General features: G+C 49.8%; 15 protein-coding genes, 2 pseudogenes and 1 other annotated feature. Of the genes and pseudogenes, 8 read left to right on the top strand and 9 right to left on the bottom strand.

All coding sequences use genetic code 11. The features are described from left to right. The first annotated feature begins 308 nt into the window (after nt 1-308). Together SK3146_RS15555 and SK3146_RS15550 are read left to right on the top strand one after the other, a co-directional pair. Nucleotides 309-1,196: a YwqG family protein gene (locus SK3146_RS15555; RefSeq protein ID WP_249865880.1), complete on the top strand. Its 888-nt coding sequence runs from the start codon at nt 309-311 to the stop codon at nt 1,194-1,196. Between the two features lie 17 nt (nt 1,197-1,213). Then, on the top strand, nt 1,214-2,140 hold the full coding sequence (locus tag SK3146_RS15550; protein ID WP_249865879.1) for a DUF4261 domain-containing protein: 927 nt from the start codon (nt 1,214-1,216) through the stop codon (nt 2,138-2,140). Nucleotides 2,141-2,265: 125 nt separating this feature from the next. Here the strand turns inward: SK3146_RS15550 and SK3146_RS15545 are convergent, their stop codons facing one another. Together SK3146_RS15545 and SK3146_RS15540 are read right to left on the bottom strand one after the other, a co-directional pair. Next, complete coding sequence (locus tag SK3146_RS15545) at nt 2,266-2,712, bottom strand: NUDIX hydrolase (protein ID WP_249865878.1); 447 nt, start codon at nt 2,710-2,712, stop codon at nt 2,266-2,268. Nucleotides 2,713-2,756: 44 nt separating this feature from the next. After that, complete coding sequence (locus SK3146_RS15540; protein ID WP_249865877.1) at nt 2,757-3,563, bottom strand: class I SAM-dependent methyltransferase; 807 nt, start codon at nt 3,561-3,563, stop codon at nt 2,757-2,759. Between the two features lie 63 nt (nt 3,564-3,626). Then, nucleotides 3,627-3,852: a binding site (T-box leader), on the bottom strand. A gap of 100 nt (nt 3,853-3,952) precedes the next feature. Here SK3146_RS15540 and SK3146_RS15535 point away from each other — a divergent pair. The 3 genes and pseudogenes from SK3146_RS15535 to SK3146_RS15525 form a co-directional block, all read left to right on the top strand. Next, nucleotides 3,953-4,474, top strand: a pseudogene (locus tag SK3146_RS15535) (glycosyl hydrolase family 65 protein); the annotation flags it as partial. 15 nt (nt 4,475-4,489) lie between these two features. After that, entirely contained in the window at nt 4,490-5,137 is a 648-nt protein-coding gene (gene pgmB / locus SK3146_RS15530) for a beta-phosphoglucomutase (protein WP_249865876.1), read from the top strand. Nucleotides 5,138-5,152: 15 nt separating this feature from the next. After that, a pseudogene (locus SK3146_RS15525) lies at nt 5,153-5,803 on the top strand (inositol monophosphatase family protein). A 323-nt stretch (nt 5,804-6,126) separates the two neighbouring features. Here the strand turns inward: SK3146_RS15525 and SK3146_RS15520 are convergent. After that, the gene (locus SK3146_RS15520) at nt 6,127-7,071 is read right to left on the bottom strand and encodes a nucleotidyl transferase AbiEii/AbiGii toxin family protein (RefSeq protein ID WP_249865875.1); all 945 of its coding nucleotides are present in this window, start codon (nt 7,069-7,071) and stop codon (nt 6,127-6,129) included. Further along, the gene (locus SK3146_RS15515; RefSeq protein ID WP_249865874.1) at nt 7,072-7,848 is read right to left on the bottom strand and encodes a type IV toxin-antitoxin system AbiEi family antitoxin domain-containing protein; all 777 of its coding nucleotides are present in this window, start codon (nt 7,846-7,848) and stop codon (nt 7,072-7,074) included. A gap of 467 nt (nt 7,849-8,315) precedes the next feature. Here SK3146_RS15515 and SK3146_RS15510 point away from each other — a divergent pair, with 467 nt between their 5' ends. Further along, nucleotides 8,316-9,671 carry an IS4 family transposase gene (locus SK3146_RS15510; protein ID WP_249866315.1) on the top strand — a complete coding sequence of 452 codons (1,356 nt, stop codon included), beginning with the start codon at nt 8,316-8,318 and terminating at the stop codon, nt 9,669-9,671. On the opposite strand, the gene SK3146_RS15505 is transcribed toward SK3146_RS15510, so the two are convergent. Together SK3146_RS15505 and rlmD are read right to left on the bottom strand one after the other, a co-directional pair. Then, complete coding sequence (locus SK3146_RS15505) at nt 9,629-10,414, bottom strand: VanZ family protein (RefSeq protein ID WP_249865873.1); 786 nt, start codon at nt 10,412-10,414, stop codon at nt 9,629-9,631. The two genes, SK3146_RS15510 and SK3146_RS15505, sit on opposite strands and share 43 nt — an antisense overlap. After that, nucleotides 10,336-11,799, bottom strand: coding sequence for a 23S rRNA (uracil(1939)-C(5))-methyltransferase RlmD (rlmD, locus tag SK3146_RS15500; protein WP_249865872.1), 1,464 nt, complete (start codon nt 11,797-11,799; stop codon nt 10,336-10,338). Before rlmD ends, SK3146_RS15505 begins: the two co-directional genes overlap by 79 nt. A 354-nt stretch (nt 11,800-12,153) precedes the next feature. On the opposite strand from rlmD, the gene SK3146_RS15495 reads away from it, so the two are divergent. Both SK3146_RS15495 and SK3146_RS15490 read left to right on the top strand, forming a co-directional pair. Beyond that, the gene (locus tag SK3146_RS15495; RefSeq protein WP_249865871.1) at nt 12,154-12,381 is read left to right on the top strand and encodes a hypothetical protein; all 228 of its coding nucleotides are present in this window, start codon (nt 12,154-12,156) and stop codon (nt 12,379-12,381) included. 109 nt (nt 12,382-12,490) lie between these two features. Next, nucleotides 12,491-14,251: a B12-binding domain-containing radical SAM protein gene (locus SK3146_RS15490; protein WP_249865870.1), complete on the top strand. Its 1,761-nt coding sequence runs from the start codon at nt 12,491-12,493 to the stop codon at nt 14,249-14,251. A 180-nt stretch (nt 14,252-14,431) separates the two neighbouring features. Here SK3146_RS15490 and SK3146_RS15485 read toward each other — a convergent pair whose 3' ends face one another. The 3 genes from SK3146_RS15485 to SK3146_RS15475 all read right to left on the bottom strand — a co-directional run bounded on the left by SK3146_RS15485 (nt 14,432) and on the right by SK3146_RS15475 (nt 16,712). Then, nucleotides 14,432-15,364: a type I phosphomannose isomerase catalytic subunit gene (locus tag SK3146_RS15485; protein ID WP_249865869.1), complete on the bottom strand. Its 933-nt coding sequence runs from the start codon at nt 15,362-15,364 to the stop codon at nt 14,432-14,434. 136 nt (nt 15,365-15,500) lie between these two features. Beyond that, entirely contained in the window at nt 15,501-16,085 is a 585-nt protein-coding gene (locus tag SK3146_RS15480) for a tRNA 5-(aminomethyl)-2-thiouridylate-methyltransferase MnmM (protein WP_249865868.1), read from the bottom strand. 33 nt (nt 16,086-16,118) lie between these two features. Next, on the bottom strand, nt 16,119-16,712 hold the full coding sequence (locus SK3146_RS15475) for a hypothetical protein (RefSeq protein ID WP_249865867.1): 594 nt from the start codon (nt 16,710-16,712) through the stop codon (nt 16,119-16,121). Nucleotides 16,713-16,717 lie beyond the last annotated feature (5 nt).

Genomic DNA, 16,717 nt, shown 5'->3' with positions numbered 1-16,717 from the left:
CCGCATTTTTATCCCTAAATATAGTATAACGAAATCGCCAATATGTAAAATCGACCTATTTCAACAGCGTTCAACGTTGGGTAAACGATGCTCGGTATTCGGTGGCAGAGCCTCAATTTCTTACTGCCGTTAATTCCGGTACAACCGGGCGCTTTAGTGACATTCCTTACTATTTTGAGCTGAATTAGTATATTTATCCTATAAAAGCTATAGGCACATGATACTATGGAAGCGCCGCGAAAGCGCATAGTATGATAAACGTATTGTCCGATATGTGGAAAACTTTCATAGCCGTTAGGGGGAGCAGGATGAATTTGAACGAACATCAACGTCATCGCTTGGAGCAGCTGATCCGGGAGCATCAATTCGAGCATGCTTTGCCGTACTTGCTGGAGCACACGCGGCAAGGAATCCGCTGCTCCAAAGCCGGACGGGCCGGCGAGGCGCAGCTATGCGCTTCAAGGATCGGGGGAGATCCCGATCTTCCTCCCGAGGCGGAGTGGCCGCTGACCAAAGACGGCGTACCGATGACTTTTATAGCGCAGCTGAATTTGCAGGAGCTCGCCAAGGCCGATGAAGCCTCGCTGCTGCCGGCAAGCGGGATGCTGTATTTTTTCGTGGGCGTGGACGAGCCGGCATATGACATTGAGCATCGCGTGCTCTTTTCCGCGGAAGAAGAGCTGGCTTCGGCTGCCTGCCGCCGCTCTCCGGAGACGACTGCGCTTGAGGAGACTTACTCCGGGTACTGGGTAGAGCCGAGAGCTACGCTGGAGCCGCCCAATTACGCTTATGTCGATTACGAGCAGGTCGAAAGCGAAACGGCGGATTACGGGGATTACGAAGAGCTGGGCTGGGCGATTACGGAAAGCCGAAGCGGGGATGTCGCCCGGTTATTCGGTTATCCGGACGGACAGCATGACGACAGCGAATATCAAGCGGCCCTCATGCTGCTGACAGGCCAGCATTACGATTACAGCAAAGCGCGGGCGCTTGAGCGAATCACCGCTCAGCTGGGCGGCGACGAGCGCCGAGCGAAGCGGGAAATCGAGGATACTTTAATGCTTCTTGAAGTCGAGTCGGATAACGAGATCGGGTTTTGCTGGTGGGACGCCGGCGTGCTTCATTTTTTTATCCGCAAGGAGGACTTGCTGGCCGGACGTTTTGACCGTACCTATTGTTCGTTATATTCAAGCTGACAAAAGAAAACGCATGAATGGAGGAGAGAGCGCTGGATACGCAGGAACTGCTTGACGAGGAAAAAGAGTTCGGGTTTGCAAGGGTTTATTCGGTTGAACTGAAATATAAGGAGCGGCCTCGGCTGGATCGGGAGCTGCTGTATGCGAACATGGAACGTTACACAGGCAAACTGGAGCAGCCGGGGAGACAGGAGTCTGAAGCGAAGCTCGCCGTATGGGAAGCGAATGAAGAAGCGGGCAAGGATTTGCTGCATTTCTTTCATCTAAACTACAATGTCCATTACCAGGAAGGGGACATGCCCGCCCAAACCAGCTTGACGGATATGGAGCATCGCCCGGTTTCGGAATATGCGACGGCCATTCAGCAAGCATGGCATTGGGGGGAAGCGGAGCAGACGCTGCAGGAATGCCGCCACTCGCTGCTGCTCATCGATATGATGGCATCCGGACTCGAGCCGAAATCGAGGCTGGAGCTGTTTACCGGCGCGCTGCGGGCCATATTGGAGACCGCTCCGTGCGATGCGCTCTATTTCCGTGAAAGCGATAAGCTGGTCGAGCCCGGGGCATACCTAGCCGCTATTGAACAGGGAGCCGGCTTGTATGGAGCCATGAACGTTCGCTTCTACAATGTAAAAGGAACGGGAAGCGACCGCCATGAAGGCTTGATGGATACGATCGGGCTAGCCGCTCTCGGCATTCCGGACGTTCAGTGCCATTTCTACGACCTTGCACCGAACGAAGTGGCCGGGGTTTTGACGGATATCGGGTATTACTTGTTTAACCAAGGCGATGTGATCAGCGATGGGGAGACGATCGGCTTTACCGAGGATATGCGCTGGCGCTGCGAGCATCAATATGCTCTGGCTGCCCCGCGGCGCGTCGTCATCGATCTCGATCCGGGCGAGCCTCATTATGCGGGAAGACAGGGAAGCGGGGAAGAATAATCGTAAATGAAGCAGCAGCCTATCCTCGACCAAGGATGGGCTGCTTTTTTCTCATCTATTTATACGCGGCGGGGGACAGACGGACGGTATTTCTTCAAGCTGTCCCGATGATTTCACCACCGAGGTTACAAGCCGATGCTGCTCTTTAAGCCTTTGTAGCTTCCCAACTCAGGAAAGCCGTTCTGGACTATCGTCATGAATGTCTCGGAAAATCCGTAGGCTACAAGGTCATGAATCGGAACCATAGCTACATCGCTTATAGGGTTACGGTCGAATTCGTTCGAGGGGAGGCGCAGTTCCCCGCCTGTTCTTTCGAGTAAGAAGGTTATATGCAGTAGTGAAGGCGAAGCATCGGGTTTGTCGCATAGGTACAATAATTTGGACACTGAAACGGCAAGCCCCGTTTCTTCTTCGATTTCTCTTACAATCGCTTCTTCGAGCGTCTCGCCTTGTTCTACTCTTCCTCCTGGCAAGGACCATTTGCGGTCGGACGATACGTTCTGTTTGACCAATAAAATGCTGTTGTTTTCAACCAATACCCCGGTTACTCTTACTTGCAGAAGATCGCTCATCGCTACGTTCCTCCTAAAATCGTTGAGTATGATTTGTACAGCCTTTATATCCTTCTGCCGATATACAACAAGTGAGAGGATATCCCCAAGACGGAAGGGTCCTTAGCGAGTTCAATAAGCAAGCTCGTCATCTGCTGAGATTCACCTTTTTCTTCCCAATACTGCCTCTGTTCATGACTTATCAACCCGCCGATGCTAGAAGAACCGATCAAATCCACCGTTTCAAATCCGTTACATTCCATAAAAGGCTTAATATCATGGATATTGAAGTAATAGGCTCCTGTAAACCGCCCCTGATCTACATGGTTAAAAACCCCAGTATCGCGGAATGCTTTAATCGAATCCATAGTGTCATGGGGCTTCCAATGCCGCGGGTATTGCAGAGAAGTAACGGTCATTCTCATCCTGCTTTGGAAGGAGGCAAAAATAATACCTCCCTTTTTGGTAACGCGGAACAATTCTTTTACTGCATTGATCCGTTCTTCTTCTTTTTGCAAGTGGTAAAGAGGGCCCAGCATCAAAGAAGCATCGAACGCCTCGGCGGGCAATCCCTCCAAACGCACAGCATTTAATGTATGAAAGCCGTTAAAGCGTTCCGCCAAGCCTAGTTCGGCTGCTTTTTCCTTGGCCATTTCAACCAGTCTAGGCGTTAAATCAGAAAGAGTCACGTGAAATCCCAGTTTCGCCAATTCCATTGAATATTTGCCCGGTCCTGCTCCATTATCCAGTACATGACCATGGGGAGGTAAGTATTGTTTCATGTAATGCCAGTTAATGATGAACTCCAGCGGTTCCCTATCCAGCCGGCCCCACTCGTCAAAACGGGAGTAGTAATCGATTACGTTTTCCATCCGATAACACCTGCCTTAGTATAATTTTTTGTCCAAAATGAAATAAAAAAAGCCTATTGCCTGCAAAGAGGCGATAGGTTTTCCTTCGCGGTACCACTCTTCTTGATTCGTCGTCTTCAGTACAGAAACGAACCGTCTTAGAACCTGATTACGGAGGTTAACCGTTAAGGCCTACTGGATTCAGCCTTACCGCTCATGGGTGAGTTGGGGAAGCTATTGGCTGTCTCGCACCGAAACGACAGTTCTCTGAACAATAGGTTTCCTTAGTACTCCCAATCATTGCGCTTAACGTATTTGAATTTGGATCAGCATATCACTTCCAAATAATACCTGTCAATAGCATTCTTTGAGTCAATTCCCGCTCTTAGGCATTTGCGGCGAGGCTGCCCCGGTATCAGGTGTGCAAGCAGCCGGATACGGTGCTCGCGCATTTTATACTGGAGGATGCTCAGGAGCTGAGCACGATCCGCAATTCCTTCGATTACTACGAGAAAGTGACGACTCACGATTCTTCGCTTTCTACTTGCATTTTCAGCATCATGGCCTCCAAACTGGGGCTTCGCGACAAGGCGTACGAATATTTCGGAGAATCGTCCAAGCTGGACCTTTTCAATACGAATAAAAATACTAAGGACGGCATACACGCGGCCAATCTGGGCGGTACTTTCATGTCGATCGTCTACGGATTCGGCGGCTTGCGCGTGAAGGAGAAGGGGCTATTCCTTGCACCGGTATTGCCTGAAGCCTGGGAAAGCTACGATTTTAAAATGCGTTATGAAAATAGTCTTATTCAAGTCAATGTCAAGCGGGAAGCGTTTGAGGTGATCTTGCTGCAGGGCGCGGAAAAAGAAATTTATATTTACGGCGAGAACCGCTTGTTGAAGGACCGGCTTCTGGTTGAATTGAAGTAATGGAGGCAATAAAGGATGAAATATCAATGTGCGATCTTTGATTTGGACGGTGTTTTGGTCGATACGGCCAAATATCACTACTTGGCATGGAAAGAGCTGGCCGATCAATTGGGCTTTACCTTTACGGAGGAGCACAACGAAAGACTTAAGGGCGTATCGAGGATGGATTCCCTGGATATTTTGCTGGAAGTAGGGCAAATGAAAGACCGCTTCACTGTGTCCGAGAAAGAAGAGATGGCCACCGAGAAAAATGCGAGGTATACCGCTTATATTAGCAAAATGGACCCTTCGCAGCTGCTCGCAGGGGCCCTGGAGCTGCTGCGCGAATTGAAACAGATGGGGATTAAAATTGCTCTTGGCTCAGCAAGCAAAAATGCGCCGATGATCCTGGATCGGACCGGAATTTCCTCCTATTTTGACGTCGTAATCGACGGCAACAGCGTATCGAAGGCCAAGCCTGACCCCGAAGTATTTATGCTTGGAGCGGACGGACTCAACCTGCCTTATAACGTATGCATCGTGTTTGAAGATTCCGCGGCGGGGCTGGAAGCGGCCAAATCAGCCGGAATGCTGGCTGTCGGAATAGGAGAGGAACGAAATTTGACCTGCGCCGATGTCGTGTACAGCAGCCTTGAGAAGATCGAAATCGATAAGTATTTTTAAACGGGGGGCTTCAGTATGGATCACTTTAAGGCAGTGTACGAAAGCGCCAAGGAATGGGCGCTCGAAGCGGGCAGGAATTTGCGCGACAGCCTGGGACAGCAGCTGCATGTGGATTATAAAACGTCGGAAGCCGATCTGGTGACGGAGAAAGATCGGGAAATCGAACAATTTTTTATCCGCAACATAAAAGAAACGTATCCTCATCACCGCATCATCGGCGAAGAAGGCATGTTAGCCGAATCGCCGTATCATCCCGCTGACGAGATCGTGTGATTAATCGACCCTATCGATGGAACGACAAGCTTCGTTCACCAAAAGGAAAATTTCGCGGTGTCGGTAGCCGTCTATGAAAAAGGGCAGCCTGTCATAGGCGTAATCTACGATCCGATCAAAGACGAGCTGTTCCATGCCCTTAAGGGACAAGGCGCTTATTTAAACGATGCTGAGCTGAAGCCGCTTGAGGATACGTCAGTCAAGCATTCGCTGATCGGGATCAACAGCCTCTGGCTCATTCCGAACGAATATTGCGATTACACGAAGTTCCACTCTTTAATTCGGGATTTACGGGGCACGAGAATTATTGGATCGGCCGCTCTGGAAATGGCTGCCGTTGCCTGCGGCCGGCTTGACGGTTTTATTTGCTTACGCCTTTCTCCGTGGGATTAAGCGGCTGGTCTGGTCATCCTGGATGAAGTGAAGGCCGTGACAACGTCTATGGGAGGCAGTCCCGTACGAACATTTGAAGGTGACTCGATTTTTACCGGGAACCGCGGCTTGCATGCAGAGATATTGGGTGATTACTTATAAGTTCCTGCTCAAGGCGGGGAGATCTGAGAGGCTTTCTTAGCGGTTACTTAAATCAATGAAATGTTATGATACGATTGACGGAAAACCAGCCGCACTTCTTTGGGAAGAGCGGCTGGTTCTGCAATTCCTTGGGGGCGCAAGATTGGCTGTCCTCCCTTGAATCAGATCGAATGGGGAGTTCTTCACCCTTTGCTGGCTGCAGCAGTTTGGCGATTATTCCAACTTAAAGAGTGATGATCCCAGTTGCCAAAATACTCATTTTCATCCAGCACATGATCGTAAATCGGTTTGAGAAAGGTATGAATGAGTTCCATAACTTCTTGGAAAGTTGGCGAATAATCCGGTTGTAAATTCCTAATAAATGCATCCCACATAACAATTCTGCGTCTATCCTTATAAAACTCATCTGTGAAAACGACATGATCTCTTTCAATATGCGTGTTCCTTTGTCTAAATGTCGCAGATACAGCTTCGTACAAGCGAAGCCCTTCAAACGGGCTGGTACGAGCCAAAGTGTAGATATCAAAAAAGTCTTTCATTCGACTGTTCACTACGGAAAGCGATATCATCGCTTCGAGCTTTTCTGCAATAACAGAATCATTCGTGTATACCAATATTTCTGGCCTCACCATGTTAGGTAAAAGAACGGGGAAGTCTATGGTTTGCGGGCTAGGTACTATCACATCACCAAAACCAATATCGAGTTGTAATGTTTCCCTCATAGGGCCAAGTGAGCAAGGTATCTTGATCCGTACGCCTTCATAATCTGCATCTTCTTTAATGATTTCAGAAACGATTCGATCCGTGTGGAAAACAACTCCATCCTCAACATCATCAGGTAGCAACTGGCATATTGCACTAACGATATTGACCAATACAGCGGCATCTTTATTGATTTTATAACCTGAGAAATCCATATCTCTTGTTGGTCTGGATTTGAATTGTGTTACGGAATATAAGTACAATCCACCCTTGAGGACGAAATTATCCTTATAATTAGACATCGATAAGCGTTTTAAGAAGCGTTCTTGAAAATAAAGGATGGAGATGGTGTTGAACGCTTTGTTATTCTCTCTAGCAACGTTTTTTAGTCTATGGATGACTGAGGCAGCAACATTTGTGACCAATTATAGCACCTCGAGATAATTAGTTAGGATAGACTTTACTCTCATCTTACCTGCATATTTAAGCAGCTTGGCATAATTCCTTTTCCTGCTGGACGAGTAATTATTCAAGCTCTCCTTAACGACATTTGCGTCAAGTTTATTTCTATATTTTACTATATCACAAATGGTTCGCTCCAGATCGTATATTCTTATAACATGCCCTTCCTTATCAATCGTTTCAATTCCCATATCAAAGGTGTCATCATCATAAGAAAATAGCCGTATGGGTGGGTAATCTGGCAGTGAAGGTTTTCGCTCTTTTCGGGATATTGCAAAATTGTATTCACTTGGAGTGTAGGTAGTTAGTTCATGATGGGCAAGGGCTGAATATAGGCAAAGGACGCCTTTAGGTACAAAAAGAGCTGCTTCCACTATTTCGTCAATAATGTAACGTATATCTTTAAGAGCGTAAAGCCCGCGTTTAAGTTTGATAATCATACCCATTTCCTCAAGCTTGTTGAGCTGATAGTAATTAATATGATTTTTTTTAAGAATGGTTGCAGTGACAATCCCATTATATTTTTTAAAAACCTCTATGACATCCGGATAGATTATCGTCTCATTTTTTTTACTTTTGTCTTCAGCTGTAATAGCTGCTATAAGATCGTCAAGCTTATTGATATTGGGATTCCGACGAACCAGGTTGAAAAAATCTTCTTCGCGTAGACCAGCTTGGTTGAATGCATTCAACAACACTTGTTTTATATAATGAGAATCTATATCTTCCATGTTAGGCAAAACAACACCTCCTTTTTGCAAAAAAATGTACCCATGTAATAATAAGTGTATACGTTTATTGTGAAATAATTCCGTAATGAATTGATTTTTTTTAAACAAAAAGTACGCATATATTTAAAAGTGAATGCATTTTAAAAACATTTCTGGTAGTTGGCTAAGCAAAGCATTATATACACATATCAATCTGTATCGCCAAGAAGAACGAGCCTTGGGACTGGGCACTCGGGCAAGCCATTTCCCGAGAAAGTAAAGTTTGAGGGGAACTTCTTGCCTATGCGTTAAAAATATTTAGAGGTGCAATCTCACCATAAATAACTCAAGTTTCGCACCTTGAAAAACACGCTTAGATACTGCTGCTACTGAAAATCTTTTGAAAAATTAGCAAGCTTGACAGAAAAACACCCTTCATGTTTGGTAAAATGGAAATTGTCCAGATAACCATTCCAAACCGAAGGGTGCGTAACCTTATGTTACACCACAACTCCCAGTCTGAAAAGGGTGAAGAACGTTTTTCTGCCCTGTTTTCCACTTTGAAAGTAGGACACTTTCTCCGTCAAGCTGGCATTCGTAAATCGTTTGGCTTTCCGGCTTTTACTGTCTTCCAGCTTATCTTTACGTTAATTTTCCAGCAACGAAGTTGGTCCCGTTTACTCCAAAGCAACCGTTCTTCACTGCCGGGTAAAGATGTTGTCTATCGTTTTTTGAATCATCCCGGTTTTGCTTGGAGACGGTTCTTTCATAGCTTTAGCCTGAAAATCATTGAACACTTTGAATCCCTTACTTCCTCTTCACGAGTTCGTGCGTTCATCGTTGACGACTCCGTCCTGAAGCGGAATCGTTGTAAAAAGGCTGAACTGTTGGCACGGGTTCATGACCACACGACAGGTCGTTTCGTACGCGGGTACAACATGCTGACTCTCGGCTGGTCGGATGGTTTTAGTTTTGCTCCCATCGATTTTGTCATGCTCAGTTCAGCTAAAATAGCCAACCGTTTCTGCGAAATGAAGGAATCGTTGTCCAAACGTACGCAAGGCTACAAGCGGCGTCTTGAGGCGTTTTCTCGCAAGCCCGATGCGGTCGTAGCTATGCTGGACCGTGCGATTCAGGCTGGCTTTGCAGCCGATTTCGTCTTGATGGATAGCTGGTTCACCCAAGCTCCCTTGCTACGCAGCTTGATGGCTAAAGGCTTGCACGTCATTGGGATGATCAAAGACATGAAGCAGCGCTACCGATTAGACGACAAGCGAATGACTCTGAAAGAACTCTATGTGAAGCTTTCACGATCCTCCAAAACGGAGATCTTGGGATCGGTTCTTACCCGAACCGATTGTGGGTTGCCTATCAAGTTAGTTTTCGTCCAAAACCGGAATTGCCGTAGAGAATGGCTCACTATTTTGAGCACAGATATCGAACTCGCAGATGCCGAAATTGTCCGTATTTATGGCATCCGCTGGAGCATTGAAACTTTCTTCAAGTTCACCAAATCTTATTTGAAGCTGGGAACCGAGTTCCAGGGTCGCTCTTTTGACATGTTGATCAGCCACACCACCCTTGTTTTCACTCGTTACCTGGTGATGGAATGGGAGCGACGCGAGCATCAGGATCAACGTTCTTTGGGCGGGTTGTTTTTTCTGTTTTCGGATGAAGTCCGTGATCTGGATTTGAAAGCCGCGTTACAACAAATCGTCAGCTTTTTCATTGAGCTTACTCAAACGAAGACCAAACAGGGGAAGTCGGCCATTTTAAGTCAAGTCCAGCAATGGATTTCAGGTTTACCCAGCTACATCAAGGCTTTAATGCCAAATTTGAGCTGCGAAACTTGAGTAAATAATAAATATAATATAACAGGTAATCCGATAGCAGACAGTATTGTGATTGCAGTACTTACTTTTTTCTCATTTCGTAATACAAATAATAAAAACTTATACCCTAAAATACCAATTAATCCACCCAAACCATTTAAAATTATGTCATCAATGTCTGATGCTCCAATGCCTAAAATCCCCTGAATGATTTCGATCAACAAACTCACTAGGAAAATAAATAACAGATTGGTTAATACTCTTTTATTGTTTTTGAATAATGACACATAGGTGCCAAGAGGGATAAAGATAATTATATTGCCGCCCACGTTGGCAAAGGCGAAATTTTTTATAGTGACAGAGCTGCCAAATATATATTCCTTTATACTATGGAAGGGAATGAGATTGATTGACCTATCTACAGCGTTATGACTATCTAGCAAATCCGCAAGTGAAACTCTTGATAAGAGCAATAATTTAAATGAAAAAAGTAGGTAACATAGGAAAGCACCATATAAAAAGACTGTTTGAATTCGGGCTCGTGTATTCATACTACCTCCATTTTTCATTTCATCACTGCTTATTCTCCCAACCAAGCGGTTGATGTTCAGTATATAAACGCTTTTTGATGTCAAAAGAGGGACGTTCAGTCCCTCTTTACTTTTTCCGCCAATACATCTCCGATTTAATTGTCTTCCCGCACTAACAGCGTGCAGCACTCCACATGTGACGTTTGCGGAAACATATCCACCGGCTGAATCCATTCCAGCCGGAAGCCGCTTTGGAGCAGCACCTGGCAATCCTTGGCCAGGGTGGACGGATTGCACGACACATAGACGAGTCGTGCGGGCCTGGCGGCTGCGATTGCGCCGAGCAGCGCGCGGTCGCAGCCGGTGCGCGGCGGGTCGACGACGATCACGTCGGGGCGGACGCCGCGGTTCACCCATTCGGGCAGCAGCTTCTCCGCATGCCCGACGATAAACTCCGCATTGTTCGCTCCGCTCAAACGCGCATTGCGGCGAGCATCCTCCACCGCCTCGGGGATGAGCTCGATGCCGCGCACTTCTCTGGCTTGGGGCGCCAGCCAGAGCCCGATCGTCCCGGTGCCGCAGTAGGCGTCGACGACGAGCTCCTTGCCGCTAAGCGCCGCGGCTTCCCGTACGGCGTCGTAGAGCTTGACCGTCTGCTCCGGATTAAGCTGGAAGAAGGCGCGCGGCGATAGCGAGAACCGCAGCTCGCCGAGCTGCTCGTCCAGCCGCTCGTCGCCCCATAAGATCCGGGTTTCGTCACCGAAGACAAGCGGCGTATCCGTATCGTTCACGTTATGGGCGATCGTCGCGACCATCGGCAGCTGTTTGCGGATTCGTTCGATCAGCTTGCTTTGGCTCGGCAGCCAAGGGGTCGCGGTAATCAGCGTCAGCTGCACTTGACCGGACTGCTTGCCGACGCGCGTCACAATCGTGCGGACGGTGCCTTTGCGCGTTCGTTCCTGGTACGGCATAATGTTCAGCTCGGTGAGAATCGCCTTCACCTTATTCGTGACTTCATTTAAAGCGGGGTGCTGAATCGGACAGCCGGAAATATCGACCAGACGGCGGCTGCCGGACGCGTACAGGCCCGTAACGAATTGCTCGCGCTGCCAACCGGCCTGCAGCTGCGCTTTATTGCGGTAGCCCCACGGGTTTTCCATGCCGATGATCGGGCGCAAGGGCAGCTCTGTGATCCGCGCGTAACGCTGAAACGCTTCGCGGACAAGCTCTTCCTTCGCGCGAAGCTGCGCGGGATACGTCATATGCTGAAGCTGGCAGCCCCCGCATTCCTCGAACAGAGAACAGGGCGGCTTTTGCCGGTCGGGAGACCGCTTTTCGATTTCGATCAGTTTGGCGGTCATATAGCTGGTTTCTGTCTTCAGCACATGGGCTTTGACAACTTCGCCGGGAAGGGCGCCATCGACAAAGACCGCCTTTTTTTTGTAATATCCAACGCCTTCTCCGTTAATGCCGATCCGCTTGATCGTAACAATAATCCGGTCTCCGGATTTGACGTCTTCGCCGCTTCCGGCGGCGTGTACAGGGCGTCCGGCCGAGGTGTTTTTTCCAGGGTAAGGCTTCTTGGCAGTGTTAAAGGGTTTTCCATTCCGGTTATTCATGAACAGGCTTCGCTCCGATTCCTTGGTTCTTATTCTGCTATTACTATATCATGAGCGGGCATAGGAAAGAAATGAATCCCCGGCAAGCGAGGGTTTGTATTGCGAGGGAAGACAGGCTCGTTCGATGGAATCAAGCATTATTTCGACAACAAGGAGTGTCCGCCGGCGGATGCTCTATTTTTTTGCATAAGACGCCATCCTTTTACATATATTTCAACGCATAAGGGAAGAATGAGGAGTGGATAACAAAATTGTAACCTTTTTTTAACGGTCCGTTTATGTTCCGCTAATCTTGTCTTAATGTTTGGGCGGTACGATAAGGATAAGAACGAAACGACAGAGAGGAAGAGAATAATGATTTTATATGAATTGGCCAAACGGCTGGAGCAGCGCCAGCAGCTGCAAAGAACGATTCGGCAATCGGCAGGGGACAGAGAACAGCTCATTTCGCAAAAAGCTCAAGTGGAAGAACAGCTGACCTCGCTCGCCAATATGTGGTCGGATACGCGGCATGATGAATGGGTGCCGGGAGCGCTTATAGCGGATGCGGATCAGATGGAACAGCAATCAACATGGTCATAGCGGGAAAATGGAATGGATATTTCGCACCGTTCCATTTTCTTTTTTTTGTGTTCAAATCGGTTTACGTGTAAAATAAAGTTATAAAAGCTAAGCAAATGAGGGTTTCGTAATGAAAGTTGTGCTGTCCACACTGAATGCCAAGTATATTCATACTTCTTTGGCGCTCCGTTATTTGAAAGCGTTCAGCGAAAAAGATTTCGATATCGATATCGCGGAATATACGATCAAGGACCCGGTGATGAACATCGTCTCCGATTTGTACCAAAAACGGCCCGATGTCGTCGGATTTTCCTGTTATATCTGGAACATCGAAGAGACAATCACGGTCGTCAGCATGCTGAAAAAAATTAATCCGCAGCTGCTCGTCGTGCTCGGAGGTCCCGAAGTCTCCTACGATACCGAGTATTGGATGAATCGGCTGCCCGAGGTCGATTTTATCGTGATGGGAGAAGGGGAAGAGACCTTCCACCACCTGCTGACGGAAATTACCGGCGACGCCAAGCTGTACAGCGTATTCGGCGCCGCTTACCGCAAGGGAGGAAAAGTCATTATCAATCCTCCGCGTCCGAAGCTGAAGATGGACGATATTCCTTCGCCGCACCGCTTTGCCGAGGATGTGCCGAGTCTGGCGAACCGCGTCGTTTACTTCGAGACGAGCCGGGGATGCCCGTTCAGCTGCCAGTTTTGCTTGTCTTCGATTGAAGTCGGAGTCCGCTATTTCGATATGGAACGGACCAAAAGTGATCTGACCTATTTAATCGATTCGGGTGCGAAGCTGATTAAGTTTGTAGACAGAACCTTCAATATTAAGCGCGATTACGCGATGGAAATATTCGAATTTCTGATCAATAACCACCGGGGCTGCGTATTTCAATTCGAAATTACGGCCGACATCATGCGTCCGGAAGTGCTCGATTACTTAGCGGAGCATGCGCCGCCGGGCATCTTCCGCTTCGAGATCGGCGTGCAGTCGACCAATGATATGACGAATAATCTCGTCAAACGGAGGCAAAACTTCGCCAAGCTGACCCGTACCGTAACCAAGGTGAAGGAGAGCGGCAAGATCGATCAGCATCTTGATTTGATCGCCGGCTTGCCCGAGGAAGATTACGGGTCGTTCCGCAAAACGTTCAACGATGTGTTCGAGCTGGGACCCGAGGAATTGCAGCTCGGCTTTCTCAAAATGCTGCGGGGCACCGGGATGAGAGCCGATGCGGAAAAATACGGCTACCTGTATATGGATCACGCGCCTTATGAGATATTGGGCAACAATATATTGCCATTTTCCGATCTGGTCCGAATTAAGCGGGTCGAGGACGTGCTGGAGAAATACTGGAACGCACACCGGATGGATCATACCGTCTCGTATTTGATACGCGAGCAATTCGTTTCGGCGTTCGACTTCTTTCAGGAATTCGGCGATTATTGGGAGTCGCGGGGGTGGCAGAAGATTGGGCATCAGCTTGAAGATCTGTTCACCCGATTGCATTCGTTCCTTATACATCGCGGAACCGAGGGGATGGAGAGGATCGAGGGCTTGATGAAGCTGGATTATTTCCTTGGTCACAAATACAAGCCGCGCAAAATATGGTGGGAGTACAAGTTGGACAAGGCGGAGCAGAACGCTTATTTCCGCCAGCTGGCGGAGCGTCCGGAGCTGGTTTCCGAAGGCTTTGCGCGGCTCCGCATCGGTGAGAAGGATTTGCACAAGCATGTGATGATAGAACGGCTTCCGTTCCGTCTCGATCAATATTTGGCCACAGGGGAAATGATCGGGGAAGAACAGCTTCTCATTATGTATTTTCCGCCGGATGCTTCGGGAAAGCCGCAATATTATACGACGGAGGCCGCAGCGCCTATGGCCCGTTAGGCTCAGGATGGTCGTACCAAATGGGGCTAAAGTTATATCAGGCTCGTCTCCTTTCGCCGGTTTTTGGCGGAGGAAGCGGGCTTTTTCTGTTAGTTTGCGAATGTTCATAAAAAAACAGCCGCTCCTTTAATAAAGGAACGGCTGACTTCAGATGTTCACCGGCGTACGGGCTCGCTCGGCTTAAGGCAAATAGCTGCGCAGCACGGTCATCGAGCCGGACAGCGTATATTGCCCCAGATTGGCGGGAATGAGATAGCATTCTCCGCGCTTGACGGCGATCGTGCCGTCCGCCCAGGACAGCTCGCCCGTACCGTCGCAAATAATATGAATGACGAAGCTGTCTCCGTTCGTATGCAGCTTCCACGGCCGATCGACTTGACCTTTCTCGGTAATGAAGAACGGCGATTCGGCCAAAGCCAGCCATTGATTAGCGGCCGCCAGATCGGTTTTCATATACGTCGCGCCGGAGCCTTCATAGGCAATGACATTCAGGGAGTCTTCGATATGCAGCTCTCGCGGCTTGCCGTCAAGTCCCATCCGGTTATAGTCGTACAGACGGTACGTACTGTCGGAGTTTTGCTGAATTTCGGCTACGAGGATGCCGGCTCCCAAGGCGTGCACCGTTCCTGCCGGGATATAGAAGGAATCTCCCGGCTCGACCGAAATTTCGCGCAGGCAGTCCAATACGCGGTTTTGAGCGATCGCCTCGGCGAGCTGCTCGCGCGTAACGCCTTCATTCAATCCATAGATGATTTTGGCGCCCGGCTTGGCGTCCAGCACGTACCACATCTCCGTCTTGCCGAGCTCGCCTTCAGGCAGCCGCTCATAGTGGTCGTTCGGATGTACTTGAACGGACAGATCGTCCTGACAATCGAGCAGCTTGATCAGCAGCGGAAAGCGGCCGTTCTTCTCGGAGAAGCCTTTGCTGCCGAAAATTTCGCGGCCGTATTGCTCCCGAATTTGATCGAGCCCGAGACCGGCCCATTCTCCATTTGCGACTTTGGTCGTGCCGTTAGGGTGATCGCCGATCATCCAGCCTTCCCCGATCGGGCCGTCAGGAAGCTCAAGTCCGAACTGCTCCAGCGCCCGGCCTCCCCAGACGCGTTCTTTCATTTCCGGTTGAAATAATAAAGGATACGGTTTCAAGCGTTGTTCCTGCCTTCCTGTTATTCATTTTGCCGGCAAGCGCTTCGCCAGTACGAATGCGCCGCGGATACGCTTGTCCGGCCAGTTTAATTAGGTCATTATATCAATGCAGCCGTTTTTTTTCTACCGCTATCAAATAAGGCGGGTGATTGTCCCGGTTAATAAACCGATATTCAAGCGCCTGAAATTGCTGCTGCGGCAGCTGCTGCGCCCAGAGCTGGACTGCCGCAGCTTCATGCTCTCCGCCTTCGTGTCCCGTATACAATGCGATAGTCAAAATGCCGCCTTGCCGCAACAGCTCCAGCGCCGAGTCGAGAGCGGGGAGCGTCGATTCCGGCGTCGTTATGGTGGATTCGTCCGCTCCTGGCAAATACCCGAGATTAAACATGACAGCGCCGACTTGTCCGTGCGCCGATTCCGGCAGCTGTGTTTTCAGCATCGCATGGCTGCACAGATGAAAATGAACGGGAGCGGGGCCGGTCAGCTCTTTGGCCAGTCTTCGCCTTGTCTGCTCCAGAGCGTGCTCCTGAATATCGAAGACATGCACGCTGCCGGCAGCTCCTACACATTTAGCTAAAAAAACCGTGTCCACCCCGTTGCCCGCCGTAGCGTCTACGACGGTTTCTCCCGGGGCGACACGTTCCTGAATCAGTTTATGAGCGAAGCTTAAAATGGATAAGAAACCCATACAATGATTGCCTCCGTTGCTAACAGCTAGTGATTAACCGCCGCCGAACTTGGGCGGCGTGAAAGGGTCTTGCACGGCTGGAGCCGGCGACGAAGGCTTGTCCCCGCCGCTTGCCTTGGCGGGGTCTTCCGGCGCCTTCGCCGGCTCCTGCATGCCCGTCTGCGGCTTCGCGGGCGCCGCAGGTGCGGTCGGCTCCGGCGCCTTCGCGGGCGCCGACGGTTGCGGCAGCGTCGACGCAGGCAGCTGCTTCTGCGGCGCCGGCGATGGCGTCGGCTTCGGCGTCGCTGTCGGCGCGGGCGTATTCGCCTCGCCCGCCGATTCCGCTTGCGGCGCGGCCGAAGCCGCTGAGACGCCGCCCTTCGCCTCGGCGCTCCCCGGCGCCGCCGCGGGCTCGCTCGCCGCCGGCGCGCCGGCGGCGTCTCCACCGCCAGGGGCGGTCCCGGTATCGGACGGCTTCGCCTCCGCGTCCGTGTCCGCGCCCGCCTGCGGCGGTGTGAGCAGCCCGCCCGCCTCGGGCGTCGCGGGCGCAGGGCTGTTTTGCGGCGGCGATTCCTCGCCGCAGCCCGAGAGCATGGCCAGCGCGAGCAGCGCCGCCATCCAGGATGACGTTCTTCTCCTCTTTTTCATAGAAG

This window comes from Paenibacillus konkukensis (assembly GCF_023523925.1).
Lineage (GTDB): Bacteria > Bacillota > Bacilli > Paenibacillales > NBRC-103111 > Paenibacillus_S > Paenibacillus_S doosanensis.
Note: the sequence above shows the minus strand (reverse complement) of the source record. Positions and strands in the feature narration are given on the sequence as shown.

Coding starts and splice junctions, on each gene's coding strand:
- SK3146_RS15480 (WP_249865868.1), bottom strand. CDS start 16,085: ATGGGTTTCTTATCCATTTTAAGCTTCGCTCATAAACTGATTCAGGAA.
- SK3146_RS15510 (WP_249866315.1), top strand. CDS start 8,316: ATGTTACACCACAACTCCCAGTCTGAAAAGGGTGAAGAACGTTTTTCT.
- SK3146_RS15485 (WP_249865869.1), bottom strand. CDS start 15,364: ATGAAAGAACGCGTCTGGGGAGGCCGGGCGCTGGAGCAGTTCGGACTT.
- SK3146_RS15540 (WP_249865877.1), bottom strand. CDS start 3,563: ATGGAAAACGTAATCGATTACTACTCCCGTTTTGACGAGTGGGGCCGG.
- pgmB (WP_249865876.1), top strand. CDS start 4,490: ATGAAATATCAATGTGCGATCTTTGATTTGGACGGTGTTTTGGTCGAT.
- SK3146_RS15495 (WP_249865871.1), top strand. CDS start 12,154: ATGATTTTATATGAATTGGCCAAACGGCTGGAGCAGCGCCAGCAGCTG.
- SK3146_RS15545 (WP_249865878.1), bottom strand. CDS start 2,712: ATGAGCGATCTTCTGCAAGTAAGAGTAACCGGGGTATTGGTTGAAAAC.
- SK3146_RS15505 (WP_249865873.1), bottom strand. CDS start 10,414: ATGGATTCAGCCGGTGGATATGTTTCCGCAAACGTCACATGTGGAGTG.
- rlmD (WP_249865872.1), bottom strand. CDS start 11,799: ATGAATAACCGGAATGGAAAACCCTTTAACACTGCCAAGAAGCCTTAC.
- SK3146_RS15550 (WP_249865879.1), top strand. CDS start 1,214: ATGGAGGAGAGAGCGCTGGATACGCAGGAACTGCTTGACGAGGAAAAA.
- SK3146_RS15555 (WP_249865880.1), top strand. CDS start 309: ATGAATTTGAACGAACATCAACGTCATCGCTTGGAGCAGCTGATCCGG.
- SK3146_RS15475 (WP_249865867.1), bottom strand. CDS start 16,712: ATGAAAAAGAGGAGAAGAACGTCATCCTGGATGGCGGCGCTGCTCGCG.
- SK3146_RS15490 (WP_249865870.1), top strand. CDS start 12,491: ATGAAAGTTGTGCTGTCCACACTGAATGCCAAGTATATTCATACTTCT.